This window comes from Moorella glycerini (genome assembly GCF_009735625.1).
Taxonomy (GTDB): domain Bacteria; phylum Bacillota; class DSM-521; order Neomoorellales; family Neomoorellaceae; genus Neomoorella; species Neomoorella glycerini.
In genome coordinates this window covers 2,284,794-2,309,104 of record NZ_CP046244.1, presented here as the reverse complement: position 1 = coordinate 2,309,104, position 24,311 = coordinate 2,284,794, and the positions used below count along the sequence as shown (strand labels likewise).

Annotated in this window: 22 protein-coding genes; 2 read left to right on the top strand and 20 right to left on the bottom strand. The window is 53.7% G+C overall.

Features of this window, described 5'->3' with window-relative positions; all coding sequences use genetic code 11:
* Positions 1 to 53: 53 nt before the first annotated feature.
* From larAH5 to MGLY_RS11440, 5 genes are all read right to left on the bottom strand, one after another.
* Positions 54 to 1,304, bottom strand: coding sequence for a nickel-dependent malate racemase, LarAH5 family (larAH5, locus tag MGLY_RS11465; RefSeq protein WP_246187490.1), 1,251 nt, complete (start codon positions 1,302 to 1,304; stop codon positions 54 to 56).
* Between the two features lie 161 nt (positions 1,305 to 1,465).
* Entirely contained in the window at positions 1,466 to 2,974 is a 1,509-nt protein-coding gene (locus tag MGLY_RS11460; protein WP_156273966.1) for a tripartite tricarboxylate transporter permease, read from the bottom strand.
* A gap of 12 nt (positions 2,975 to 2,986) precedes the next feature.
* Positions 2,987 to 3,457, bottom strand: coding sequence for a tripartite tricarboxylate transporter TctB family protein (locus MGLY_RS11455; RefSeq protein ID WP_156273964.1), 471 nt, complete (start codon positions 3,455 to 3,457; stop codon positions 2,987 to 2,989).
* Positions 3,458 to 3,477: 20 nt separating this feature from the next.
* On the bottom strand, positions 3,478 to 4,461 hold the full coding sequence (locus tag MGLY_RS11450; RefSeq protein ID WP_156273962.1) for a tripartite tricarboxylate transporter substrate binding protein: 984 nt from the start codon (positions 4,459 to 4,461) through the stop codon (positions 3,478 to 3,480).
* 413 nt (positions 4,462 to 4,874) lie between these two features.
* The gene (locus MGLY_RS11440) at positions 4,875 to 5,819 is read right to left on the bottom strand and encodes an ROK family protein (protein ID WP_156273958.1); all 945 of its coding nucleotides are present in this window, start codon (positions 5,817 to 5,819) and stop codon (positions 4,875 to 4,877) included.
* A 116-nt stretch (positions 5,820 to 5,935) separates the two neighbouring features.
* Here MGLY_RS11440 and MGLY_RS11435 point away from each other — a divergent pair, with 116 nt between their 5' ends.
* Entirely contained in the window at positions 5,936 to 7,267 is a 1,332-nt protein-coding gene (locus tag MGLY_RS11435; protein WP_156273956.1) for a B12-binding domain-containing radical SAM protein, read from the top strand.
* 56 nt (positions 7,268 to 7,323) lie between these two features.
* Here the strand turns inward: MGLY_RS11435 and MGLY_RS11430 are convergent, their stop codons facing one another.
* The 6 genes from MGLY_RS11430 to MGLY_RS11405 all read right to left on the bottom strand — a co-directional run bounded on the left by MGLY_RS11430 (position 7,324) and on the right by MGLY_RS11405 (position 14,266).
* Complete coding sequence (locus tag MGLY_RS11430; RefSeq protein ID WP_156273954.1) at positions 7,324 to 8,361, bottom strand: LacI family DNA-binding transcriptional regulator; 1,038 nt, start codon at positions 8,359 to 8,361, stop codon at positions 7,324 to 7,326.
* Between the two features lie 11 nt (positions 8,362 to 8,372).
* Positions 8,373 to 9,506: a uroporphyrinogen decarboxylase family protein gene (locus MGLY_RS11425; protein ID WP_156273952.1), complete on the bottom strand. Its 1,134-nt coding sequence runs from the start codon at positions 9,504 to 9,506 to the stop codon at positions 8,373 to 8,375.
* Positions 9,507 to 9,568: 62 nt separating this feature from the next.
* Positions 9,569 to 10,561, bottom strand: a complete 993-nt coding sequence (locus MGLY_RS11420) for a sugar-binding protein (RefSeq protein ID WP_170291041.1) — start codon at positions 10,559 to 10,561, stop codon at positions 9,569 to 9,571.
* A gap of 100 nt (positions 10,562 to 10,661) precedes the next feature.
* Entirely contained in the window at positions 10,662 to 12,188 is a 1,527-nt protein-coding gene (locus MGLY_RS11415; RefSeq protein ID WP_156273948.1) for a sugar ABC transporter ATP-binding protein, read from the bottom strand.
* Between the two features lie 25 nt (positions 12,189 to 12,213).
* A complete protein-coding gene (locus MGLY_RS11410; protein ID WP_156273946.1) occupies positions 12,214 to 13,215 on the bottom strand; it encodes an ABC transporter permease in 1,002 nt (333 codons plus the stop codon).
* Complete coding sequence (locus tag MGLY_RS11405) at positions 13,205 to 14,266, bottom strand: uroporphyrinogen decarboxylase family protein (RefSeq protein WP_156273944.1); 1,062 nt, start codon at positions 14,264 to 14,266, stop codon at positions 13,205 to 13,207. Before MGLY_RS11405 ends, MGLY_RS11410 begins: the two co-directional genes overlap by 11 nt.
* Before the next feature lie 276 nt (positions 14,267 to 14,542).
* Between MGLY_RS11405 and MGLY_RS11400 the strand changes: the two genes are divergently transcribed.
* Entirely contained in the window at positions 14,543 to 16,357 is a 1,815-nt protein-coding gene (locus MGLY_RS11400) for an IS1634 family transposase (RefSeq protein ID WP_156272643.1), read from the top strand.
* Positions 16,358 to 16,527: 170 nt separating this feature from the next.
* Here MGLY_RS11400 and MGLY_RS11395 read toward each other — a convergent pair whose 3' ends face one another.
* The 9 genes from MGLY_RS11395 to MGLY_RS11360 all read right to left on the bottom strand — a co-directional run bounded on the left by MGLY_RS11395 (position 16,528) and on the right by MGLY_RS11360 (position 24,292).
* Positions 16,528 to 17,268, bottom strand: a complete 741-nt coding sequence (locus MGLY_RS11395) for a tetratricopeptide repeat protein (protein WP_156273942.1) — start codon at positions 17,266 to 17,268, stop codon at positions 16,528 to 16,530.
* A 132-nt stretch (positions 17,269 to 17,400) separates the two neighbouring features.
* Entirely contained in the window at positions 17,401 to 17,658 is a 258-nt protein-coding gene (locus MGLY_RS11390) for an FmdB family zinc ribbon protein (RefSeq protein ID WP_156273940.1), read from the bottom strand.
* Positions 17,639 to 19,456, bottom strand: coding sequence for a sensor histidine kinase (locus tag MGLY_RS11385; RefSeq protein WP_156273938.1), 1,818 nt, complete (start codon positions 19,454 to 19,456; stop codon positions 17,639 to 17,641). The genes MGLY_RS11390 and MGLY_RS11385 overlap by 20 nt, the downstream gene beginning before the upstream one ends.
* Positions 19,453 to 20,136 carry a response regulator transcription factor gene (locus MGLY_RS11380; protein WP_170291040.1) on the bottom strand — a complete coding sequence of 228 codons (684 nt, stop codon included), beginning with the start codon at positions 20,134 to 20,136 and terminating at the stop codon, positions 19,453 to 19,455. The genes MGLY_RS11385 and MGLY_RS11380 overlap by 4 nt, the downstream gene beginning before the upstream one ends.
* A 196-nt stretch (positions 20,137 to 20,332) precedes the next feature.
* Positions 20,333 to 20,461 carry a hypothetical protein gene (locus tag MGLY_RS18550; RefSeq protein WP_277997849.1) on the bottom strand — a complete coding sequence of 43 codons (129 nt, stop codon included), beginning with the start codon at positions 20,459 to 20,461 and terminating at the stop codon, positions 20,333 to 20,335.
* A gap of 127 nt (positions 20,462 to 20,588) precedes the next feature.
* Complete coding sequence (locus MGLY_RS11375; RefSeq protein ID WP_156273934.1) at positions 20,589 to 21,269, bottom strand: Crp/Fnr family transcriptional regulator; 681 nt, start codon at positions 21,267 to 21,269, stop codon at positions 20,589 to 20,591.
* Between the two features lie 21 nt (positions 21,270 to 21,290).
* Positions 21,291 to 23,369 carry a flagellar assembly protein A gene (locus MGLY_RS11370; protein ID WP_156273932.1) on the bottom strand — a complete coding sequence of 693 codons (2,079 nt, stop codon included), beginning with the start codon at positions 23,367 to 23,369 and terminating at the stop codon, positions 21,291 to 21,293.
* 93 nt (positions 23,370 to 23,462) lie between these two features.
* Positions 23,463 to 23,855: a Fur family transcriptional regulator gene (locus MGLY_RS11365; protein WP_156276392.1), complete on the bottom strand. Its 393-nt coding sequence runs from the start codon at positions 23,853 to 23,855 to the stop codon at positions 23,463 to 23,465.
* Positions 23,856 to 23,929: 74 nt separating this feature from the next.
* Positions 23,930 to 24,292: a YlbF/YmcA family competence regulator gene (locus MGLY_RS11360; RefSeq protein ID WP_156273930.1), complete on the bottom strand. Its 363-nt coding sequence runs from the start codon at positions 24,290 to 24,292 to the stop codon at positions 23,930 to 23,932.
* Positions 24,293 to 24,311 lie beyond the last annotated feature (19 nt).

Genomic DNA, 24,311 nt, shown 5'->3' with positions numbered 1-24,311 from the left:
CAGTTTATCTCCAACCCTCCGGGTTTTACTCAATTCTCACTTCCCACCTATAATTAAAGCACCGGTATCGTCGAATTGGCCTTGGGCAGCACGGCAGCCACCCTGGCTCCTGGCAGTTCCTGCAGGGCCAGGTCAATGGCCGCCTGGAGGTCCGGTGCTTTGCGGACCATCATTACCCGGGCCAGTTCGTCGTCTACCCCGCTGCTGACCAGAATTACCCGGGCATGGACCAGGGAGCGGCACCAGAGAAAGGCTTTATGGAACCCCATCTGGAATTCCCGGCTGCGGAAGGATTCCATTACTGTTGCCGGCGTGTTACCGGCTCGCATGCCGGCAATAAAGCGATCTTCCCCGGCTCCTTCCCGGCACTCGGCGCAGAGGATGATTATCCCTCCCTCTTTTACTACCGGTGTGGCGTGATAGAGGCCCTTCTGGGCCTGGTAGAGGTTGATATCCTTGGGAAAGCCGCCGGGAGAAACAATGGCCAGGTCGGCTACTTCAGGAACCGGTACCTCGCTGACCTCACGGGCCACGGCCACCCCGGCCCGGTGGGCCTCCAGGTAATGGCCGGCCACAGCGCGGACAATTTCTTTATGATTGTTCAAAACCACGTTAACGACCAGGTCGATCCCAACCCGGCCGCCGATTTCATCAATGTCTTCGCGGGCCGGGTTGCCCTCCACCCGCCCCAGGACAGCTTCCGGTTCCACCAGGTGGGCATGGTTGGCGCGGATGGTAGCTTCCCCCCCGCAGCCGATGACCAGGGACTTGGCGCCGGCGCTGTACCCGACGATCTGGTGGGGATCAATCATGCCTGTGAGGATGCGGCCGTCGGCCTCCAGGTAGTGGCGGTTGAGCCAGATGGGCGTCCCCCGGGAGGAAACACCTACCTGCTGCAGGACCCCCGGGGCATAGGCGTCATGGCTAATCACCTTGATCCTGGCCGCCACTTCAGGACCAACAATCAGGGGGAATTCTTCCGGCGGCGCCGGCCGGTGCAGGCCGGCGCCTACCAGGATGGTAATCTGCTCATCGCTGATACCGATGGCGTTCAGTTTTTCCAGCAGGACCGTTAAAATGACGGCATTGGGCACCGGTCGGGTCAGGTCGCTGACGACAATAACTACTTTTTGGGCGCCGCGCAACTCTTCTACTCCCCGGTTGCCAATGGGATTTTCCAGGGCCCGACGGACCTCAGCCTCAGCACCGGTTACCCCGGCCACCTCCCGGGGGGCTACTTCGTGTACCCTAAGACCAGCCGGCAGTTCGCCGGTCTGGTATCCTTCTCCGTAAGGGACTTTCACTTTAGCCAATTTAGAACCCCCTTCTTGGAAGCCATTACGGGTGCAGTCTTCTTAAGCCCGGTTAACAATCAGGGAAGCCCGTAGTAAGGCTTCCCTTGATCAATTAGGCACCAGACTAATAATAGGGATTTAATGTTAGTGTTGACTATTTCCCATTCTTTTTAATCGCTATCGTCTGCCGCCAGTTCAGCACCACGGCCGCTGAACTGCAGCCACAGGCCCCAGGCAATCATGACCACGGCCAGGAGCATAAAGACAGCTGCAATGGGCCTGGTGAAGAAAATCAGGGGCGAACCATTGGAAAGCACCAGGGACTGCTTTAAGGAAGTCTCCAGCATCTGGGCCAGGACGGTGGCCAGCACCATGGGTGCCAAAGGAAAACCAAGTTTGCGCATTAAATAACCCAGGACGCCAAATATAAGGGCCACCCAAACGTCAAACATCAGGAAACGGACGCTGTAGGCACCGATAACCGAGAACAGGATAATCATGGGTCCTAAAATGGGAAAGGGAATGAGGGCTATCCGCGCCCACAACCCCACCAGGGGCAGGTTTAAAACCAGCAGGATGACATTGCCCAGGTACATGCTGGCGATGACCGCCCACACCAGGTCCGGATTTTCCTTAAAGAGCATGGGGCCTGGCTGCAAGCCATACATCATAAACCCGCCCAGGAGGACGGCCAGGGCCGGCCCGGAAGGGATACCAAAGGAGAATAAAGGTACAAAACCGCCGCTGCAGGTAGCATTATTGGCCCCTTCCGCCGCCGCCACCCCCTCTATGGCGCCATGGCCGAAGAGGTGAGGTCGTTTGGAAACCTTCTTTTCGGCATCATAAGCGATAAAGGTAGTTACCGCCGGGCTGCATCCCGGCAAGAGCCCCAGGAAAAAGCCGATTACCGAAGAGCGCAACATGGCGCCCCAGCTCTGTTTTAAGTCTTCCTTTGTCGGTAGCCAGTCACGAATTTTATTTTCATAAATCGAGGCTACCGCCCGTTCCACATTAACCAGGACTTCCCCTATGGCAAAGAGGCCGATGATGACGCTGATGAAGTTAACACCCGCCATAAGAGAAACCGTGCCAAAGGTCAGGCGGGCTTCCCCCGTCAGGGGGTCCAGGCCAATCATGGCCACCAGCAGGCCCAGGGCCGTAGCAATGAGCCCCTTTAGCAAAGCCCGCCCCGAAAGGCTGATTACCAGGCTCAGGGCCATAAACATCAGGGCGAAATACTCCGGTGGCCCAAAGGCCAGGGCCACATTGGCCAGGAGAGGGGCAAAGAAGGTCAATCCCACCAGGCTTAAGGTCCCGGCCACAAAGGAAGATATAGCCGCAACACCTAAGGCCGGCCCGCCCCGGCCCTGCCGGGCCAGCTGGTAGCCGTCCATGGCCGTTGGCACCGAAGAGGCTTCTCCGGGAATATTAACGACAATAGCCGTCGTTGAACCGCCGTACATGGCTCCGTAATAAATGGCCGCCATCATAATGATGGCCGGAATGGGCGGTAAGACCGTCGTCAAGGGCAAAAGGATAGCTATAGCTGAAGTCGGCCCTATACCCGGCAGTACCCCCACCAGGGTGCCTACCACGCTGCCTATCAACGCATAAAGAAGGTTCAAGGGGGTAAAAGCCAGGTAAAACCCGTGCAGCAAATAACTCCACGAAAAAGACATTGTGTTCGCCTCCTACCAGCCCAGGGGACCCACCGGAAAGGTTAAGCCCAAAAACTGTATAAACAGGAAATAAATAACTACAGCTGTAGCCAGTCCCAGGAGGATAATAAAGATAATATGATACCGCCCCAGGTACCAGGTCAAAAAAACCAGCAATAAAAAGCTACTTAACGTAAAGCCCAGGGGCTCCAGCAAAAGCAGGTAGACCACTATGCTGGCCAGGGAAATTAAAATCCGCTTCCAGCCCTCCCGGCCCGGCCAGTCAATAATCTTTGCTTCTCCCCGGTAACGCCAGCCGCTTAAAAGTAAGGCCAGGCCGGTTACGAATATAACCAGGCTTAAAAGATAAGGCAGGGTACGGGGGTGCAGGTGCTCCCCCGTAACCCCGGCGATATTCAGCGAAGCAACCAGGGATAACAATCCCAGGCCTGCCAGCAAGGCGCCGCTGACCATGTCGGCCGCCCGTTGCGTACGCATAAGCATCTCACCTGTCTCCCGCCAGACTAATTTTTAAGTCCGGCAGCAATTTCTTTATAGATACCCGTCATCTTTTCGATATAGGCCTTGCATTCGTCATGGCCCATGGCAATAGGAACAAAACCTTCTTTTTTCATCTGGGCCTGGATATCGGGGTTTTTAGCAATCTCCAGGAAGGCTGCTTCCAGTTTTTTGATTATATTGTCCGGTGTCCCCGGTGGTACCGCTACGCCCCGGTCAATGGCTTCGACTAAGTCAATGCCCTTTTCTTTAAAAGTCGGGGCATCAGGGAAGGCTTCGAAGCGTTCTTTACCAGCAAAGGCCAGGATGCGGATCTTATCCTTCTGTTTTACCAGATCATCGGAATTAGCAAAGACCGCGTCGACATGGCCGCCCAGGAAGGCCGTCATCTGGGGAGCGGAACCGGTAAAGGGTACGTATTTAAACTTGGTCCCCGTCAGTTTTTCCAGCCTCAAGGTTCCCATCTGGTGGCCGGAGAAGGTCCCGGAGCCGCCGATGGAAATCTCCCCGGGTTTTTGTTTGGCTGCATTGAGGAAATCCTCCAGGGTCTTATAGGGACTGTCCTTTAAAACAGCCAGGCCCAGGGGGGTCGACTGGAACAGGGCTACCGGTACAATCTGCTCGGTCTTGTAACCCGTGGCCTGCTGCATGGGCTGGAGGATAATATGGGGCAGGTTAAAACCGGCAATAGTATAACCGTCTGGTTTGGAGCGCGCCAGCTCGCTCCAGCCCACGGCGCCACCGCCGCCGACTTTGTAATCAATTATAACCTTCTGGCCCAGGATCTTCTCCAGGAGGGGCTGCTGCCGCCGCGCCTCGCGGTCCGACTGGCCGCCGGGATCAAAGGTAATCAGGTAGGTAATCTGTTTTTCCGGATACTTGTCTTCAGCCTTCTGGGACTGGGACTTGCCGCACCCCGTTACCAGTAAAAAGGTGCCGGCGGTTAGTAAAGTTAACCAGGCTACCAGGTACCAAACTTTCCTGCGCATAACCATTCCTCCCCTGAAATTTTTTGTAATTTAGCCTACCCTAAAACTCCGCTTCCCCTTTCCTCTCACCCCCTGATGGACTTTAATCAGCTGCAACTATGTGAAATAATTCCCTAGCCTGCATATACTAGATTACCTCCTGCCTGTAATTACTAAAAATTGTATGCCTTTTAATCCAGAAAAAGACATATAAGCCTTAGCCCCCATCTCCACCTGTACTTTACCCTTACCGTATTCCTTCAATTGATATACTCCCGCCTCTATTCTGACGTCTGTGGTCTTACCATTGCTATTTAATTCTACACGAAGAAACAAAATCCTCCCTGGGCACATTAAATTTTTGACCAGCAATATAAGAATGCTGTATACAAAATACCCCGGCCCAAATTGGCCAGGGCAAGCTTTAAGGGTTCTCAATGTTCCAGTAGCTCCAGGGCCAGGCGCGCGGCGCCAATAATCCCGGCCTCATTGCCCAGCCTGGCCGCCAGGACCGGTAAGGGTTTAATCTGCCAGGCTCCCAGGTATTCAGCCAGGTATTTACGAATGGGAGCTAAAATTACCTCCCCCGCCTGGGCCGGACCGCCGCCGATAATGATGGCTTCCGGCCCCGCTAATAAGACGGCATTGGCCAGGGCCATCCCCAGGTAACTGGCAGCAAAGTCTACAACCCGGCTGGCGAGTTCGTCTCCGCCGGCGGCAGCCGTTAAGATTTCCCTGGCTCCCAGGTCGGGGCTGTCCTGCAACCGGGACGGCTGGCCGGCAGCCAGGTATTCCCGGAACCGCCGCACCATGGCCGTGGCTGAAGCCAGGGTTTCCAGGCAGCCCCGGCCACCACAGTGACATTGGGGGCCTTCGCGCACCATTTTAACGTGCCCCATCTCGGCGCCGTACCCAAAGACGCCGCGCTGGATGTGCCCGTCAATAATTAACCCCGAACCGATGCCGGTACCGATGGTCACCATGAGCAAGGCATTAAAACCCTTCCCGGCTCCCTGCCACATCTCCCCCAGGGCAGCCACGTGGGCATCATTGTCAACGGCTACCGGTAAATTTAACCGGGCAGCTAGTTCGGCCCGGAGAGAAAAATCGCGCCAGAACAGGTTGGGGGCCAGGCGGACCAGCCCTTTTTCCACCTCCACCGAGCCGGGTATACCGATACCTGCCGCCTTTATATCCTGCCTTGTTAGCCCCTGCCGGCGGGCAAGGTCACCGGCCAGGGCTGCGATGCGCTCCAGAACTGCCCCTGCGCCCTCAGTTGCGCCGGTTGGTACCTGCCCCTTTACCTGGAGCTGTCCTTTTATATCCACCAGCCCGGCCTTGATAGTTGTACCACCGAGATCAATACCCAAAAGCCACAACTTTACCCATCCCTTCCATTAATGCAGGAATTCGACACCAAGAAGAGAACAATATACATGAATCTTTCCCGTCATGGCCATATTATTGCTAAAAACCTTTGCTGGAGGTAAATAAGATGAAAATCGCTTTAATCGCCCCGGCCTGGCATGACCCCCTCTGGGAGAGTGAAAAGGAAAAGTCCATTTTCCCGCCCCTGAATTTAATCACCCTGGCGGCCCTGACGCCACCCCAGCACGAGGTGACTATCCTGGATGAAAGTTTAACCGATCTTGACTGCGATGCAAAGTACGATCTGGTCGGTATTTCCGCCATGACGGCTCTGGCTCCCCGGGCCTATGAAATTGCCGACGCCTTCCGGAAAAAGGGTACCAGGGTAGTCCTGGGCGGCATGCACCCTTCGGCCCTGCCGGAAGAGGCCGGCGGCCATGCCGACGCGGTAGTCATCGGCGAAGCCGAAGGCTCCTGGCAACGGCTCCTCGCCGACCTGGAAGACGGCAAGCTGCAGCCCTTTTACCGCCAGCATGAACGCCCTTCCCTGGAACAGATGGTCAATCCGCGACGGGACCTTTTACTTCGCGGCCGCTACCTGGTACCTGATACCGTCCAGACGACCCGCGGCTGCCCCTTTGCCTGCTCCTTCTGCACCGTCAGCCAGTTCTTCGGCAAAAGCTTCCGCTTCCGGCCGGTGGAGGAGGTAATCCGCGAAGTCGCCGGGCTGGAAGGCGAAGTAATCGCCTTTATCGATGATAATATCGTCGGCCATCCCGGCTATGCCCGCCGCCTTTTTAGCGAACTGGCCCGGTTGCCTAAGAAAATAAAATGGTTCAGCCAGGGTTCGCTGAATATCGCCCGGGACGAAGAACTGCTGCAGCTGGCCGCAGCCAGCGGCTGCATCGGGCTCTTTATCGGCTTTGAATCCCTGTACCCTGGTAACCTCAAGGCCGTAGGTAAAGCCGTCAACCGGGTGGAAGAATACCGGGAGGCCATCAAAAAGATCCACGACCACGGTATTGCCATTGAGGGTGCCTTTGTTTTTGGCCTGGACGAAGACGACGAAAGCGTCTTTGAACGGACCGTCAAATTTGCCCAGGACAACCGCCTGGAGGCAGCCCAGTTTGGCATCCTGACCCCCTTCCCCGGAACGCCCCTGCGGGAGGCCCTGGAGCGCGAAGGCCGGATCACCAGCAACGACTGGAGCGAGTATACCATCAGCAGGGTGGTCTTTGAGCCTAAAAACATGAGCGCTAAAACCCTGCAGGAAGGCTTTAACTGGGCCTGGCAGGAATTTTACTCCCTGGGTTCCATCTCCCGCCGCCTGGGGCTGGCCAAAAAGCATGCCGCCATCCTCTGGGCCCTGAATTTAAATATCCGCAAGCGCTTTAACCATTTTCTGGAAAGACTCCGCTCCGGTAGTTTTACTGTGCCGCGGCCTTCCCTGGCAAAGTAGTAAAAAGCCGGTTGTTAAACCGGCTCTTTTTATTACCCGTTTCCCTATCTGGCTCCCTATTTGTTTTCTTCTTTGCGGCATGATTCCCGGATGATAAGCTCTGGTTTGAAGATTATCTCCTGTAAGCTGGTTTCCCCCTTTATATACGATAACAAACGCTGCATGGCGGCCTTGCCGATTTCATAAGTGGGATTGCGCACTGTTGTTAACTGGGGGTAGACGCTACTGGCAACATCTGTATCATCATAACCAATAATAGCCACATCCCGCGGTACCAGGTAACCATGATCATACAGCGCATGCATGGCCCCGCTGGCCATATAGTCATTGGCGCAGAAAAGACCCTCAGGTACCACGCCCCGTGTCAGGATGCGGTTCATGGCCTGGTAGCCGCTGCGGGTGGTAAAATCGCCATACTCTATTAAATCTCTATCAACTTTAATACCCCCTTTGGCGGCTGTTTCTATAAAGCCCCTTTCCCGGATGATGGCGTCATGATGGTTTGGTGGCCCGTTAATAAAACCAAGCCGGGTGAACCCCTGGTCGATAAGATACTGGGTCGCCAGGGCTGCCCCGAGATAGTTGTCCAGAGCTATACTTTTGCCCCGGTCCAGGCAGATCATGGGGTTGATAATTACATAAGGAAAACCGAGCCGCTCCAGTTCCTGGAGAAAGCTGTAATGATAAGTGTATTGAGGGATAATAATCATACCATCGATAGACTGGTCCAGGGCTTTCTGGACAATAAAATTGCTTTGCTCGATTTCCTCCCAGAGTTTTACAGCGAAATTCAGGGAATAGCCCTCTTTTTCGGCTTCACTCCACACGCCCCGTAAAAGGGGGTAAAAATAGGCGCACTCCCCCGTCAGGTCGGGATTATTACTGGCATTTAAAATATAGAGCCCCACGGTGTAACTGCGGCCGGTGATCAGGTTGCGGCCGATGGAACTCTGGACATAATTGAGCTTCCGCGCCGCCGCCAGGACCTTCTCCCGCGTTTCGCTGCTTACACCTTTACCGTTGTTCAAAGCCAGGCTGGCCGTGGCCAGGGAAACCCCGGCCAGGGCCGCCACATCCTTAAGGGTAGTTTTCATGGAATACCTCTTTATCTTATAGGATAACGCCCATATTTATAGCCAGTATCAAAAAGGGCCAGGATATTTTCAGGTGGACAGTTAGGTTGGATATTATGGCCGGATGAAAAAATATACCCGCCACCCGGGGCCAGGGCCTGAATACGCCGCCTGGCATCAGCAATCACTAAATCTTTATCCAGGTGAAAAACTCCCTGGTTATTGGTACCGCCATGAAAGCTTAAACGATCCCCAAAATTTTTCTTAATCCGTTCCGAATCATCCATCTCGGCTGCCGAAGGTTGCAGGGGATGGACAATATCAACGCCCATATCGGCAAAATCCCCTAAAGCCCAGTAAACTGAACCGCAGCTATGATAAGCAATTTTAGCTCCGGTCTTAGATTTGATAAATTCGTGGAGCTTGGCAAAACGGGGTTTTACCGTCTCACGAAAACTTGCCGGGCTAATTAGTGGTCCTGCTTGTTGCCCCCAGTCATCCCCCGTCCACAGGTATTCAATATATTCACCAATAGCTTCTAAATATCCTTCATAAAATGCCATCCACCAGTCTAATAGCTTGTCAAGCAAATAGTTGGCCAGTTTGGGGTCCGCAGCAGTATCATACATGAACTGTTCGTATCCCCGCAGGTCCCAGGCCGGGCAATATAAAGCGCCAATTGTTCCACCCACTAAAGCATAATCTGTCGTTTCGTAAAGTTCCTTTGCCTTTTCTTTTAATCCGGCAAACCGTGCCGGGTCCTGGGGATCAGGAAATTTATAACTTCTAATTTCTTCCAGGCTCATTCCTGCCAGGGGATGACCGACGGAATCGGCATAATAACCAGTACGCTGGTGTAATACCCCCCATTCATCATACCAGTAACCATTTTCTTCTTCCCGATATTCCCAGTTAGAACCTGCTCTGGCAAAAAGGTAACGCGTATCTACATGTAATCTATTTAATACTTCCTCATCCACGTCGGCTAACCGCTGCACCGGATCAGTAATTGTAATTTCCTTCTCCAGGCCAAGGTAGGCCAGCAGTTTCTTATAGGCAACTTCGTGCATTCCGGAAACAAAACCGCCGTTATCAATAGGTACACGGTCGGGTTCCTGGTGTTGGAGGGCCAGCCTAACCCTTTCCCGGGGTGTTAATTCAGCCATATAAAACCCCTCTCCATATTGTATGAAGTCGGGGTGACCTTGCAAGCCACCCCGGTCTTAGATTACCATTTCTTCATTTGCTCTTTATAGGTATCTAAGTTATCCTTAGTAACAAAGATTGTCCCGGAGTCTATGACCTGCTGGGCCGGCTTTTTACCTTCCTTGATGTTTTCCACCAGCAGCTGGGCGGCCTGGTAACCCATACGATAAAAGTTCTGGGTTAAAGTACCATAGATAACCCCACTTTTAATGTAATCCACCGTTTCCTTCATATCGTCAATGGCGACAATAGTTACTTTATCTTTCAGGCCCATTTCCTCAACTACTTTAGCTGCTGCTGGTCCTACTTCCGCCGCTACACCGATAATAACATTGGCCTGGGGGTAAGTGCGCAAGAGGTTCTGGAACTTCTGTACCGCGACCATCATATCACTGTTGTCAGATTCCCGGGCTAAAATTTCTGTTCCCGGCGTCTTCTTTAATTCTTCTTCGTAGGCTTCCCTCATTTTATTAGCCACTTTAGCATCCATAGTACTCTGCATGGTAATTACTTTGGCAGGTGTCCCATTTAGCTTTTTGATTATTTCTTTAGCGCCGATCGTTCCTAAATTCTTTTCATCGGTACCAATATAAGCCAGCCTGGGCGCATTAGGGGCATCAGAATTAACTATCACCACCGGTATGCCGGCCTTCTGGGCCTTCTCTAGCACCGGCTGGAAAGCCTCAGGGTTGAGGGCCATGGTAATGATGCCATCAGCTTTAGAGGCAATGGCGTTTTCAATTTGCTGGATCATGGCATTGGCATCAATGCCCTGAGGTCCTACCCAGTCACCCTGGAAGCCAAACTTTTTCGCAGCATCGTCAAAACCTTCCTTGGCTACCAGCCATACAGGATGGCCAATTAAAGGTGTAACAAATACGAGGCGTAATTGCTTGTCTTTGGATCCAGTAGCGCTATTACTTTGTTGGTTACTTTTTTGACCACAACCTGCTATCATAGTAGCTATCATGGCCAACATGAACAATAAAGCAATAATCCTCTTTTTGCTAAGCATCTCCAATCCCTCCATTAATTGTTTTGTTTCACAACTACATCTTTTTGAAAATCTAAATTCCCGCTCCCTCTGCTTATCACTCCTCTCTTATAAGCTCACTTTAGGCCAGCAGCCCGGTGGCTGCCCGCATAACCCGCTCCTGGCTGGCCTCATGACGCCAAAATTCATCCTGAATTTTACCTTTAGCCAGGACGAGGAAGCGGTCGCACATGGAAAGCAGTTCCGGCAGTTCTGAAGAAATCATAATAATGGCTACCCCATTACGGGCCAAGGTGGTAATCAAGTTATAAATCTCGACCTTGGCCCCGACGTCAATCCCCCGGGTGGGTTCATCCAGGAAAAGCACTTTCACGTCCCGCATGAGCCACTTGGCCAGCACTACTTTTTGCTGGTTGCCGCCGCTTAAAGCCAGGATACTTTTTTCGGCGCTGGGAGCTTTGATTTGGAGCTGCCGGACCAGCCGGCCGACTTCTTTCATTTCCTTGCTAGGGATGATAAAGCCGCGCCGGGAGATTTTCCCTAAACTAGCCAGGGAGATATTCTGGCGGATATTCATGGTGCCGACAAAGCCGGAGCGCCGCCGGTCTTCACTAACTAACCCCAGGCCCAGTTGAATGGCGTGGAAGGGATTTTTAATTTTAACCGGTCGGCCTTCCAGGTAAATGGCCGGCTCGCCCCGGGTGGGCAGGGCGCCAAAAATAGCATTGACCAGTTCACTCCGGCCCGAGCCAACTAGCCCCGCCAGGCCGAGGATCTCCCCCTTCCGGACAGCAAAGCTGACGTCCTCAATAATATTTTTCTGTGCGGCCAGCGGGTGGGGAACCGTTAAATGTTCTACCCGCAGGGCTTCCGGGCCAGGGGTAACTTCGACTTTGGGGTACATATTGGTAATCTTGCGGCCCACCATATCTTCCACTACCCGTTCCGGGTCGACAGCCTGGCGTTCATAGGTGGCAATGGTCCGGCCGTCGCGTAACACGGTGATCCTGTCGGCAATGGCAAAGACTTCATCCAGTTTGTGGGAAATATAAATACAGGATACACCCTCAGTTTTCAGCTTCAGTAATAGCTCGAGCAGATTTTTAGCCTCAGCTTCGGTCAAAGCAGATGTGGGCTCATCAAGAACCAGGATCTTGGGCCGGCGCACCAGGGCCTTGGCAATGGCTACCAGTTGCTGCTGGCTGGTGCTTAAACTACGGACTGGCTTCCGTACATCAACTTTTAGATTAACCATTTCCAGGGCCAACCGGGCCTCCTGGTAAACCCGGTTCCAATCTACCCAGAAGTTCTTTTTCGCCGGCAACCGGCCTAAAAAAATATTTTCGGCTACAGTTAGGTCCAGGTGCAGGCTGATTTCCTGGTAGATCATTTCGATGCCGGCTGCTTCCGACTGGTGCTTATTTTGAAAGGCCCGCAATTGCCCGTCGAGGTAGATTTCTCCCTCGTAAGTACCCGCAGGGTAGGCGCCACTTAATATCTTCATCAAAGTCGATTTCCCGGCGCCATTTTCGCCTACCAGGCCCAGGATTTCCCCCTGGCGCAGGTCCAGGTCAACATTATCCAGGGCCGTAACCCCATAAAACTTTTTGCTGATATTTTTCATTTCCAGAAGCGCAGCTGCTCCCATAGCCAGTTCCTCCTGCCGCCGGGAATTATTGTAATCCTGTTTTCCGCCGCCGGTACTGGTCGATACCAACAGCCAGGACGATAATAGCCCCGATAACCAGGTCCTGCCAGTACGCAGAAATTCGCATTAAAATCATGCCGGTGGCTACCACATTCATGAAGAAGGCGCCCAGTAAGGTGCCTAAAATTGACCCCGAACCGCCGAACATACTGGTGCCGCCGATAATTACCGCTGCGATGACCTGCAGTTCCCAGCCGGCACCGGCGTTGGCCTGGGCCGAGGCCAGGCGCCCGGCCATCAGCATCCCCGTCAGAGCGCTGGCAGCACCGGTAAGGACGTATACCGACAGGTTGATCTTGTTGACGTTGATACCCGACAGGCGGGCTGTTTCAGAATTACCGCCAACAGCGTAGACAGCCCGGCCGTAAGTAGTCCGTGTCAGGATGATGTGGGCCACTATGCCAATGACGGCTGCAATCAGGATGACATTGGGGATGCCCGCCAGGTCTCCCTGACCGATAGCGTTGAAGGCTTTAGGGAGGGGATAAACTGGGGCGCCCTGGGTTAATACCAGCACCGCCCCCCTGGCCATATATAGCATGCCCAGGGTAACAATCAAAGGAGGGATGCCAAATTTGATAATTATCGTACCATTAATTACACCTATACCTATGCCCAGTAATATGCCCAGCAACATGGCTACAGGTACGGGGATATCCGCCTTTAAAGCCAGGCCGGTAACCACCCCACCCAGGGCGATCACCGAACCTACTGACAGGTCCAGACCGGCGGCAATCAGGACAAAGGTCATGGCTACGGCAACAATAAAAGTAAAGGCCGTGTTGCGGAAGATATTGATAATGTTTTCGTAGCTGTAAAAAGCCGGGTTAATAAAGCCAATGAGCAAAATTAAGAGGACCAGAGGGATTACAAGCCCTGTTTCCTGGGCTTTAAGCCAGTTAAAAGCCGTTCTCCCTTTATTCGTTTCCCCATGCCGGCCTTCTCCGGCCGCAATTTTAGACAGCATTGGCTCTTCCTCCCAACGTGTTCTCATATTGCCCGTAAATTCTCGCCGTCTTGACCAGGGCTTCAATGTTGGCTGCCGGGGTATCGGCAGCCATGGCGCAGCCGGGACCAAGGATTAAGCCGCCGTTAAGGCCGGCGATTTCAATGGCCCGCCTGGCCAGGCGCTCAATCTCAGCCGGGGGTTCATTACGCAGGGCCGTCGGCGATACTTGCCCCAGGAGGCAGCACTTTCCCTGGCTGGCGCTCCTGGCTTTCAGTAAATCGGTTTTTTCGTCAATCTCTAAAATTTGGGCACCAGTTTCTACCATTTTGTCAACAATCGCTGTGGTATCACCACAGATATGCAAGGCAACAATCCCGCCAGCGGTCTTTACAGCCTCCACCACCTTTTTCTCATAGGGGAAAGCATACTCCATATACATGGCCGGGGAAATTAAGCTGGGTCCGGCCAGGCTGTCACCAATGGAGGTGCCATGGGCGCCAGCTTCCAGCTGAGCCAGGGCCAGACGGATAACAGCCTGGGTGCAGACTTCCAACAACTGGTGAATCAGTTCCTTCTGGGTACCCAGGGCTAAATCCAGCAGGAAGTTGTCAATACCCCGCACCAGGGCTGCCAGGGAAAAGGGTCCCTGGTCAGCCCGGCCCATAATAAATACTTCCTGGCCGAGTTCTTCTACTACCCGCCGGGTAGCTATTAAAAGCTGCGGCAGGGTGGCTGTACTGCCGGGATCAGGTAAGGTTAATTTTTCCACATCTTCTAAACGTTTTAAAGCCGGTTCCACTACCTTGGGCGGTATATCGTCAGGGTAAGCAACCATGCAACCCATGGCTTCGGCCATGGCTGTTGTCCCGTTTTCCAGGAGGATTACATCATGCCCAAAGCGCTCCCATAGCTTTAACTGGGCTTCAGCCATCAACTTGCCATTTTTAAACACTTCGCCGAAAGGCTTGCCAGTACTATAAGCAGCGACAGCAAAGGAATGGAGGTCTACCGGCACCCGGTCAGGCATTTCTAAATTGATGGTCTTTAAGGCACGCGTTAAGGAATTCATCGTCTCCCTCCAACTCCAGTTTTAAAACGTTTTAGTGATATATATCTATTCGACATTTTTATTTGAATTCCTTCTTTATCTAAAAGGTTTTTAGAACCCAACTTTGACACTAAAACTTCTATTTCAAGGGCTTAAAGACCACCAAGACTAGTAATATCAACGATCTTTCTCTACCGAAGTCGGCAAAACGTAGTGAAAACAAATCTGCCTTAGAGTATTTTCACGCCGGGCATCTCTTGGTATAATAGTAATGACGATAACCGAGGTGATGCCCCTTTGTTCCCCCGTATTATCACTACCAGGCGCGGCGGCCATACCTACCATTATCTGGTCCTGGTAGAATCCTACCGGGAAAAAGGCAAGGTAAAACAGCGCCAGGTTGGGCATTTAGGCAACATCGACCAGTATTCCCAGGAAGAGATACAGCGGCTTATTAATAAACTGCGGGAATTCCTTAAGGAAGATGAGCTGGGCACTGTTAAGGACCTCCAGACCTTCGGCACCAAGCATTATGGTATCCCCTATGTGGTGAATTTTTTCTGGGAGCGACTGGACCTGGACGCCTTCTTTAAAAACTATCTCCAAAATCGTCAAGTAGAGATGGATGTGGCCTTATGCACCAAGATTATGATTTTAAACCGCCTCATCGCTCCTAAAAGCAAGCTTGGAGTATCCCAATGGTTAAGGCAAATTTACCTGCCGGAACTGGAAGAGAAACAGCCTGAGTTGCATCATTTTTACCGTACTCTTGACGTCCTGGAAGAAATGAAGGATTATCTGGAACGCCACTTGTACAACCGGCTTACGGATCTCTTGAGTTATCAGCTTAACCTGGTGTTTTACGACTTGACCAGCAGCTACTTTGAAGGTACCCATTGCCCCCTGGCCAGGTTCGGTTATTCCCGCGACCACCGGCCGGACTGCCGGCAAATTAATATTGGCCTCCTGGTGACTCCGGAAGGCATGCCTATTGCCCACCAGGTATTTGAAGGTAATATACCTGATAAAGTAACCGTGGCTGGCGCCATCGAACAACTTAAGCAAAAGTTTGCCATCAAGAGCTGTATTTTCGTGGGCGACCGGGGTATGCTGACCAGTCATAATTTAGAAGAACTCAAGGAGGCTAACTTCCGTTATATCCTGGGCTTTCATAAACGCGGCCGGGAAGTGAGCGATGAACTACTGGCCAGGTACCAAAACCTCGAAGAATACCAGCTAATAGACGGCGATAACCCCCTCTTTTATGTGGAAGTACCACCAGAGCAGGTACAGGCTCCCCCTAAAGAAAACTTGGTAGAGGGAGAAGAGGAAGAAAAGGAAAACTTCGAGCCTCCGGTTCGCTATATCCTTTGCCACAATCCTCTCAAAGCCCAAGAGGATTATGAATTTCGGGTCAAAGCGATAGAAGAAGCCAGGATAAAATTGCAAGAGCTGAAAGACAGGCTGGCCCGGGAAACCCCGCGGCGGGGGCGCAAGCCTACCACAAAAGGAGTCATGCTTAAAGCAGCTGCTATCCTTAACAAGAAGGGCCTTGCTCCAATTTTTGATATTACTTATGACGGCAAGTCTTTCAACTTTGAAATTAATGAGCCGGCTCTGGCTAAAGAGGCTTTGCGGGACGGCAAATTTTTAATCCAGACTAATGCTGACCTGCCAGCTGAGGAGGTAATTGCCGCCTATAAAAACCTGCTCCAGGTAGAAACCGCCTTTCGCCATATCAAGGACTTCATTCGCTTGAGGCCTATCTACCACTACAACGAAAGTCGGGTTAAGGGACACATCTTTATATGTGTGCTGGCTTATCTCTTTGAAAAATGGCTGGAGGTGATACATCGCCGATATATTGAAGATGAGATTTTTAAGGCGAAACAAATCCCTGATCCTGAAAGTCAAGAAAGAGAGTTACGCCGCTGGAAGGTTGCCCATAAAAGCGGCCGCCGTATCCTGGAATTATTAGAAGAGATAAAGGCTGTTGACCAGCAGTTTCTTGATAAGCGGATTTATAGTATCACCCAGCCCGGACAAAGCCAGAGTGAATTGTTAAAAATTTTGGGCCTTCCACTTCCACCTAAAATTTTAACCTTCAGGTAGCCACTAAGAGCCCCAGAAAGGGGTTGTAGTGACAATTGTCCCTATGGACCCCTTGATTTTTAAGGGGCGGTGTCAAAGTTGGGTTAGAAATTTTCTATAAGCTGACCTTTTTCTTCCCAAAATAAAAACCAGCCCCTAAAGGCTGGTTTCTAACTATACTCTGAGGTTTTCTACTTCCCTGCCTGCTGCTCTTCAGTTTTTCGGGATTGGCCGCCTCCAGGCTCGCTTGCCTTTTGTTTGGCTGCTTCCGCCTGCTTGATCATTTCCTGGACCTGGTCGGCCAGTTCTTTATCCGGATTATGCTTTAAAATTTCCTGCCACTGGTCAATAGCGCCCTGCAAGTCGCCTTTCATGGATGCCAGGTACATACCGTAGGTTATACGGGCATTATTATCCCCTGGGTCGGCCTTAATGGCCGCCTGGAAGTTATCTTCGGCCAGCTTCTCATCACCAGCGTACAGGGCCGCTCCGGCCAGGCGCAAATTGATACCCTTCTCCTGGGGATTAAGTTTAAGCACCTGCTGGTAGCTGTTTACTGCCGCCTTGAAACTTGCGGTTGCTTTGGCCTGGTCGCTGTTAACAAAGAGATATATGGTTCCCAGGTGGTACTGGTTGTCACCTAGTTTCAGTATTGTGGCCACATCGTTGGGTTTGGCCTGTAGCTCTTTTTGCAAGTTACTGATTTCCGTTTCCAGCTGGCTGATTTGCTCCTGGGCCGCCTTTTGCAGGGCCTCAGCCTGCTGGGCGGCATCCGCTGCCGGCTCCCGGGTCTCCTGGGGGACCACCGGCGCCTTCGGCGAAGCAAATATGGCATAGCTGCCGATTAACCCGATACTCAAGACCACCACAAATAAAATTCCCAGGACCGGCCGCTTTTTGCTCAGCCGGCGCAGGGAAGTCATCATGCCCATTCCTGTCCACCCCTCTCTGCCCCATCATAACTTAACTACCGGGTGAGTGTCAATCAAAAATATAAGCCCTGGATTACCAGGGCGTTCTCACCTTTTTCAATTAAGGGCCGCCGGCCCTTTACTTTAACCCCCTCAGCTGAAGCGGCTGCCGGCCGGCGCCGTGCAGCTGCCGCCACCGCTGCTGCCGCCCAGGATGGTAATCCCGGTAAAGAGCTGCTGCAGCTTCTGGCTGCCGCAGGCGGGGCAGGTGGCTTTATCTTTATCCTTCCAGGACATCTTCACGGTAAAACGTTCACCGCACTCCTGGCAGCGGAAATCGTAGGTTGGCACGCCGTTCACCCCCACTATTTTTACCGTAACTATTTTACTATCAGCAGTTTTCGCTGTCAATATGCAGGGGCAGATAGAAACTGAAGGTACTCCCCTCACCCAGCTGGCTTTCTACCTCCACCCGGCCGCCGTGGGCTTCCACCAGGCTCTTGACTATGGCCAGGCCCAGGCCGCTGCCCCCGTCCCGGCGGGAACGGGACTTGTCCACCTTATAAAAACGTTCCCAGATATAAGGTAGATCTTCCGGAGGAATGCCGCTGCCTGTGTCAGCCACGCTGACCTTAATTTCATTGCCCGCCCGGCCGGCTGTTATCCTGATCCTGCCCCCCGGCGGCGTATGGTGCCGGGCGTTGTCCAGGAGATTGGCCATGATTTGTTCCAGGCGCCCGGCGTCGGCCCGGATCCCCGGTAAAGAAGGCGGTATTTCTACTGCCAGTTCCAGCTTGTGCTCCGCCAGCAGGGGCCGGTATTTCCGGGCCACCCCGGCCAGCAATTCCCCGGCATCAACATCGGCCATTTCCAGGGATAATTGGCCGGCCGCCATTTTATTCAAATCAAAAAGGTCATCCACCAGGCGCCGCAAGCGGCCGGCTTCGGCCAGGATAATATTGGTATACTCCTGGCGCTCCTTTTCCCCGGCGGCCAGGCCGTCCGCCAGGGCCTCGGCATAACCCTGGATAAAGCTTAAGGGCGTCCGCAGGTCGTGGGATACGCTGGCCAGGAATTCCCGGCGCAGTTGCTCCAGTTGTTTTTGGGCGGTTATATCCTGGATAATAGCCACGGCCGCCTGTCTGCCAGGCTCCTCCCCCTGCAGGGGCGCGGCCCGGACGGCAAAGATTTGCTGCCGCCACCTGATTTCTCCCGCAGCACCTTCGCCTTCTGCGGCTGCCCGGAAGGGTGCCAGCAACTCTGCCGGCAACACCGACCCCGGTGGCAGGGATAGCCCCAGGAGCTTTTCCGCCTGGGGATTGGCAAAAAGAACCCGCCCGTCAGGTGCAAAGGCCAGGACGCCGTCAGTCATCCCCCTGACCACCCGGTCGAGCTTTTCCTTTTCCCGGGACAGGGCGGCTACGGTCCGGGCCAGTTCCTCGGCCAGAAAATTAAAGCTGCCGGCCAGCTGGCCCAGTTCATCCTCGGAAGTTACCGGCACCCGGCCGCTGAAATCGCCCCGGGCCATCTGCCGGGCCGCCAGGCTCATCTGCTTCAAGGACCTGGTTACCCGGCGGGCAGCAAAAAAGGCCAGCAAGGTGGCCAGCAGTACCGCCCCCACGCCGGAAGAAAGGATCAGGCGGTCTACTGCCGCTATGGCTGCACTCAAAGAAGCCTCAGGGGCAAACAGGATAACCGCCCCGTCAACACCCCCGGCGGCCTTGACAGGCACGGCCACGATCAACATCCTGGTATTAAAGATGTCCTGGTAACCCCGCTTGATAACCGTATTCCCGGCCAGCACCTGCCGGATTTCGTCGCCGTCCAGGTGCATGCCGGCTGCCGGCCAGTCGCCATGCTGGTGCAGGCCATGACTCCAGCCAGGGCCCATCCTCATACCCATGCCCATACCCATGCCTGTCCCGGCATCACTGCTGCAGGAAATTATCAGGCCCCGGCGGTCAATGATCATCACCCCGGTGCCGGCTGCTTTACTGAGGATCTCCGCCTGGCCGGCCAGGTTGCCGGCATCAGCCCCGGCCAGGCTCTGGGCCAGCATCTCCCCTGTGGCCAGCATATCTTCCACCTGCTGCCGGTAATAGTAATTACCCAGCAACTGGTGCAGGGAAAGGCCAATGGCCAGCAGGCTGACCACCACCAGGGAAACCAGGAGCAACCACAGCTTGGTAGTAATACTTTTGCTGATCATGGCCCCACCTCAAACTTGTAACCGACACCCCAGACCGTGGTGATAAACCCGCGCTCCCGGCCTAGTTTTTCCCTCAGATTCTTGATATGGGTATCTACCGTCCGCAGGTCGCCGTAAAAATCATAACCCCAGACCTTTTCCAGGATCTTTTCCCGGCTCATGACCTGGCCCGGGTGCCGGGCCAGGAAAAGGAGGAGGTCAAATTCCTTGGGCGTCAGGTTGTTTACCGTCCGCCCGTCGACCTTAACCTCCCGGCCGGCAATATCAATGCTGAGGCCGGGAAATTGCAACTGCTCTCCCCGCTGCAGACCGGCCCCGGCCCGGCGCAGCAGGGCCTTCACCCGGGCCACCAATTCCCGGGGACTGAAGGGCTTGATCACATAGTCGTCTGCCCCCAGCTCAAAACCCAGTAAACGATCCATTTCTTCTCCCCGGGCCGTCAGCATGATAATGGGCAGGTCCATCTGCTGGCGTACTGCCCGGCAGACACTCCACCCATCGCCGTCAGGCATCATCAAGTCCAGGATGAGGAGATCGTATTTGTCCTGCTGGAGTTTCTCCAGGGCCTGGCGACCGGTAGCCGCCTCGGCAACAACCATACCTTCCTTTTCTAAATACAAGCGCACCAGCTGGCGGAGGCCCGCTTCGTCATCAACTACCAGGATGCGCAACTCCTCCATTTTTATATACCCCCTTGGTGTATACATTAAGGATAAAGCCTGTCTCCCTACCCTGTCAACCGGCAATTAAAATACCCCTCTCCTCCCGGATATCATGATAACATACCGGCAGTGAAAGGGGTAGACACGAAAAACCCTGCGAGTTTTAAGCCCTTGTTTGGGGGTCGCCGCAGGGTTAAAGCCAATGTATTATCCCTTACACGGTAGCAGAGTGATCCTCGCCCTTTTCCCGTGGTTCTTCCACTTTAATACCCAGCCACTGCAGGCGGTCTAGCCAGTCCTGGTTGGATTCCGGCCTGCCGGGTGCTGACTGCCGGCCATCCATTGTGTTTAACCCTCCTTAACCTTTAGCTTTTGTTTTATTTTATAATACCTTTATTTCTTTTCGCAAGGGCTAAGGAGTAAACAGTATTATTTACCTGGTGGAAAGTATAAAATCCCGGATTAGCGGCTTAATCCCAGCCGGCCAGCTTTTGGGGCGACAGGATGGTAATTCGCTGGCGTTCTACTCCCACGGCCCCCAGGCGTTTGAAGTCGCTTAAAATCCGGGCTACCGTCTCCCGGGAAGTACCAATCAGGCTGGCCAGTTCCTGCTGGCTCAAATTGAGGTCGATGGTAACACCATCTTCCCGGGGCGTCCCGTAATCCCTGGCCAGCTGGAGCAAGGTGCTGGCCAGGCGACCGTAGGCCCCTTTAAGGGCCAGGTCCCGGATATGTTCCTGGGCCTGGCGCAGGCGCCGGCTCATGACTTTAATGATTTTCACGGCCATTTCCCCGTGCCGGCTGAGTAACCTTTCCATATCGGCGTTGCGAATAATACCTACCTCGGTATCTTCCAGGGTCTCGGCCGTGGCCGGGTAAGGGCCGCCTTCGAATAAAAGGACTTCGGCAAAGATTTCCCCTTCCCGGACGAAGTGCAGGATCTTTTCGCGGCCGTCCTCCAGCACCTGGAATAGTTTGATGGCCCCTTTTTTGACAAAATAGATAGCGTCCCCGGGTTCGCCCTCCATAAAAATATACATATTTTTACGGTAACGGCGGAAAATGGCCAGGGAAGCAATATGCTGTAACTCTTCCGGGCTTAGATCCGCAAATACCGGTACCTGGCGTAAAAACTCCCAGTTCTCGGCCATTTACCCGCACCTTCTTTTACATCAAAAGATTCCCAGGATCATATCACCCTCACTATTTAAATAGGCCATAACTTGATTTTCTTCATTATCAATCTGGCGGATACGCTTGCCTATTTGCAGGGTGCAGTTCGGCCAGATTTTGCTGGCTTTGATTACCCTGCCTTCGGCAACCCGTACCAGGGTTTTAGCCCCGCCGCTGGAGCCTGTTTCTTTGATATACACATCATCACCGGCATAGATGCTGCCGCCCCGGAAAACGCCCTGGATCTCCACCTTGCCCCCGGTTACAATCTCGGTATTAAAACAGCCGCGGCCGGTAACTTTAACCCACCCACTGGCCTGGATTTTGCTGTTGAGGGCATAGCTTAAAGTAATATTCCCTCCCTCGGGGGGTATTTCCCGGCAGTAGGCGGCCATCTCCTCGACAGCAGCTGCCATTTGGGCCAGTTTTACCGTATCGAGGCCCTGGATGGCAGCCGGCGTCCCGAAGGCCCGGGCCAGTTCACGCCCCAGCTGGATTAATTTCTGTTCCTCCGGTCCTCCTTCCGCGCCCCGGGTGAGCTGCTCCAACCTGGCTGCCAGGGAGGGCAACTTTTTAAACTTATTTTCCACCAGGGCACCAATCAGGTAACCGGTGTTCAGGGAGTAGGCCGCTCCCCCCTGCCTCCTGGCGCCCTGCTCCAGCTGCCCGGCAGCTACCTGGAGGAGGGATAATTGCTGGGCCAGGTCGGTTAAGACAGGTTCCGCGCTCTGGTAGATGCTCTTTATACCCCCGGCAACCAGGAGCGAGCCGATGCAGTTATGGCGAATAAAAATGGATCCCCCCGTGCGAACTGTGGCCTGGGTAACATCACCACCGATTTCTACATCCTGGCTGGCAACCACCTGCATGGTTTCGGTAACATTGCCGGTAATATTGATACAGCCTTTAAACTTGAGGTTACCGGAAGCGAGGTCCACATCTCCCCGGTGTACCAGGACCGGGATAATATCAATTATTACCTTCCCCTTCCGCTGGCTTAACTGGGGACGACCCTCGGCCGTGGCCACACAGCGCTGGCCATCGATAACCTCCGTCCCTTTGCCGGCCACCAGTTCGACATCCTTCGGTTCAGGTGGAGGAATGGCTTTGCCGGTAACCGTCATCCCCGGCTTGCCGGGTCGCGGCGGTATCTTGACGGCCAGGAGGTCCCCCACTGCCGCCGAGGCCCGGACCACCATCTCCCGGTAGTCCACCCGTTCCTCCTCGCTCACTTCTTTTTTCGCCATTTCACTGGTACAAAAAAGACATTCCACCCGGCCATCCTCAGGGGGCTGGGGCGCCTGGCCCCGGGCAACGACTATTTCCATCTCCCTGGTCGCCGTACAGGCCTGCCGGAGGGCTTCTTCATCAACACCATAAACAACCTGCTGGCGGTTTAACTCGGCCAGGAGCTCCTCCCGGGTAACGGCCGGCAGGACTACATCTACCGGTTCGCCCTTTAATTCCAGGCGGCTGGCCGGGAACTGGTCTTTTAGCTTCCAGGTCCGTTCATAACCAGGTTTAATTGTTAACTTTGCCGTCAGGCCATCGCTGGCTACCGTCAATTTCCACTGGCCATCTTTTTGCTCCACCCTGGGCTTGACGGTAATGGTATCGCCGGCCCGGACGGCAACCTCGCCGGCTATAAGCCGGTCGTTAACATACAGTTCGAAATGGTTGCCGGGAATAATGGTGGCCGGCGGTTCCCCCCCTCCGATATGCACCTGACCCGCCTCAACCCAGGCATAAGCGGGACGTTCCTCTCCTGCCAGCTCCATTACTGTACCTGTCTCTAAAACCGGCTTCGTTGCCACGACGGCCTCTAAATCAGGTTCCGGCTCATCCTCCTGCCCGGCTCCTGGTACCCCGGGGTCGTCTCCTGTTTCTGCTGCTGTTGCTTCCCTGGCAGGCCGGGCCACAATTACCGCCGGCCGGCGGCCTATACCTAAAAAACCCTGGCTCCCGGCATCGATTACTTCCACCATTAATTCCTCAGGCAAAACTTCCAGGAGACCTGCAGCCCTGCGGATGGCCTCTTCTACCGTCTTGCCTTCGACCCTTATACCTCCGGCCGCCACAACCCCCACCCCTACCCAATTTAAGCCTTTATTTTAATTCTCGGTTAAATGGAGGAATCCTTTAAAAAAATAACCAGGTCTATCTACCTGGCTTTAGTGATTCTTTGGCTGCTGCATCTTTTGCTGGCATTCCGGGCAGATACTGTAAAACTCCAGGCGGTGATAAAGAATTTTACCGCAACCGCTGGCTGCGGCTTCTTTTTCCAGTTCCTGGTGTACCGGCATATCCAGATCGGTAACGCGGCCACACTCCAGGCAGACACAGTGGTAATGATTTTCCGGGTTACCGTCATAGCGGCTGTAGGTGCTGCCGTAATTTAATTCCATAATCTCGCCGGCTTCTTTTAAAACCCCCAGGTTACGGTAAACGGTTCCCAGGCTGATATCGGGTAAAATTTTGCGGGCCTGGGCATAAATCCAGTCGGCCGTAGGGTGAGTATCGGTATTGCGCAGGATGTCCAGGATGACCTTCTTCTGTTTGGTCATGCGCTTGCCTGTAGGCTCCATAATCCTCACCAGCTTGTTGGTAACAATTATCACTTTTATTTTAAGCTAATATTTTACTTTTTGTCAATCTCACCACCTATATCTTTTCCCCATTCAGGTATGGCATCAAGTAGTATTTTTTGGATATCGGCCAGCAGCCGGGCTACCCTTTCTTCGGCAGCTAGATAGGCTGTTATGGAGGGATTGAGGCTGATAATGCGGTAGCTTTCCTCCAGGGCCTGCTTTAAAGCTGTTTCCGGTTCCTTACCGTTTAAAACGGCCATCTCCAGCTCCAGCTGGCGCCGGCGGAAATCCCGCAGCATGTTAAGGCTGGCAGGATTGCTTTCCAGTTTGGCCCGGGCGAGACGAAAATCGCTATATTCATTACTCCTGCTCAAAGCACGGGCCAGTTCATGGGCGCGGTCGTAGACTTCCATAAGGGGATCACCTCTCGCT

Coding starts and splice junctions, on each gene's coding strand:
- MGLY_RS11405 (WP_156273944.1), bottom strand. CDS start 14,266: ATGAATTCCTTAACGCGTGCCTTAAAGACCATCAATTTAGAAATGCCT.
- MGLY_RS11455 (WP_156273964.1), bottom strand. CDS start 3,457: ATGCTTATGCGTACGCAACGGGCGGCCGACATGGTCAGCGGCGCCTTG.
- MGLY_RS11375 (WP_156273934.1), bottom strand. CDS start 21,269: ATGGCCGAGAACTGGGAGTTTTTACGCCAGGTACCGGTATTTGCGGAT.
- MGLY_RS11425 (WP_156273952.1), bottom strand. CDS start 9,506: ATGGCTGAATTAACACCCCGGGAAAGGGTTAGGCTGGCCCTCCAACAC.
- MGLY_RS11385 (WP_156273938.1), bottom strand. CDS start 19,456: ATGATCAGCAAAAGTATTACTACCAAGCTGTGGTTGCTCCTGGTTTCC.
- MGLY_RS11380 (WP_170291040.1), bottom strand. CDS start 20,136: ATGGAGGAGTTGCGCATCCTGGTAGTTGATGACGAAGCGGGCCTCCGC.
- MGLY_RS11365 (WP_156276392.1), bottom strand. CDS start 23,855: ATGACCAAACAGAAGAAGGTCATCCTGGACATCCTGCGCAATACCGAT.
- MGLY_RS11460 (WP_156273966.1), bottom strand. CDS start 2,974: ATGTCTTTTTCGTGGAGTTATTTGCTGCACGGGTTTTACCTGGCTTTT.
- MGLY_RS11430 (WP_156273954.1), bottom strand. CDS start 8,361: ATGAAAACTACCCTTAAGGATGTGGCGGCCCTGGCCGGGGTTTCCCTG.
- MGLY_RS11395 (WP_156273942.1), bottom strand. CDS start 17,268: ATGGGCATGATGACTTCCCTGCGCCGGCTGAGCAAAAAGCGGCCGGTC.
- MGLY_RS11410 (WP_156273946.1), bottom strand. CDS start 13,215: ATGCTGTCTAAAATTGCGGCCGGAGAAGGCCGGCATGGGGAAACGAAT.
- MGLY_RS11360 (WP_156273930.1), bottom strand. CDS start 24,292: ATGGAAGTCTACGACCGCGCCCATGAACTGGCCCGTGCTTTGAGCAGG.
- MGLY_RS11415 (WP_156273948.1), bottom strand. CDS start 12,188: ATGGGAGCAGCTGCGCTTCTGGAAATGAAAAATATCAGCAAAAAGTTT.
- MGLY_RS11420 (WP_170291041.1), bottom strand. CDS start 10,561: ATGCTTAGCAAAAAGAGGATTATTGCTTTATTGTTCATGTTGGCCATG.
- MGLY_RS11450 (WP_156273962.1), bottom strand. CDS start 4,461: ATGCGCAGGAAAGTTTGGTACCTGGTAGCCTGGTTAACTTTACTAACC.
- MGLY_RS11435 (WP_156273956.1), top strand. CDS start 5,936: ATGAAAATCGCTTTAATCGCCCCGGCCTGGCATGACCCCCTCTGGGAG.
- MGLY_RS18550 (WP_277997849.1), bottom strand. CDS start 20,461: ATGGATGGCCGGCAGTCAGCACCCGGCAGGCCGGAATCCAACCAGGAC.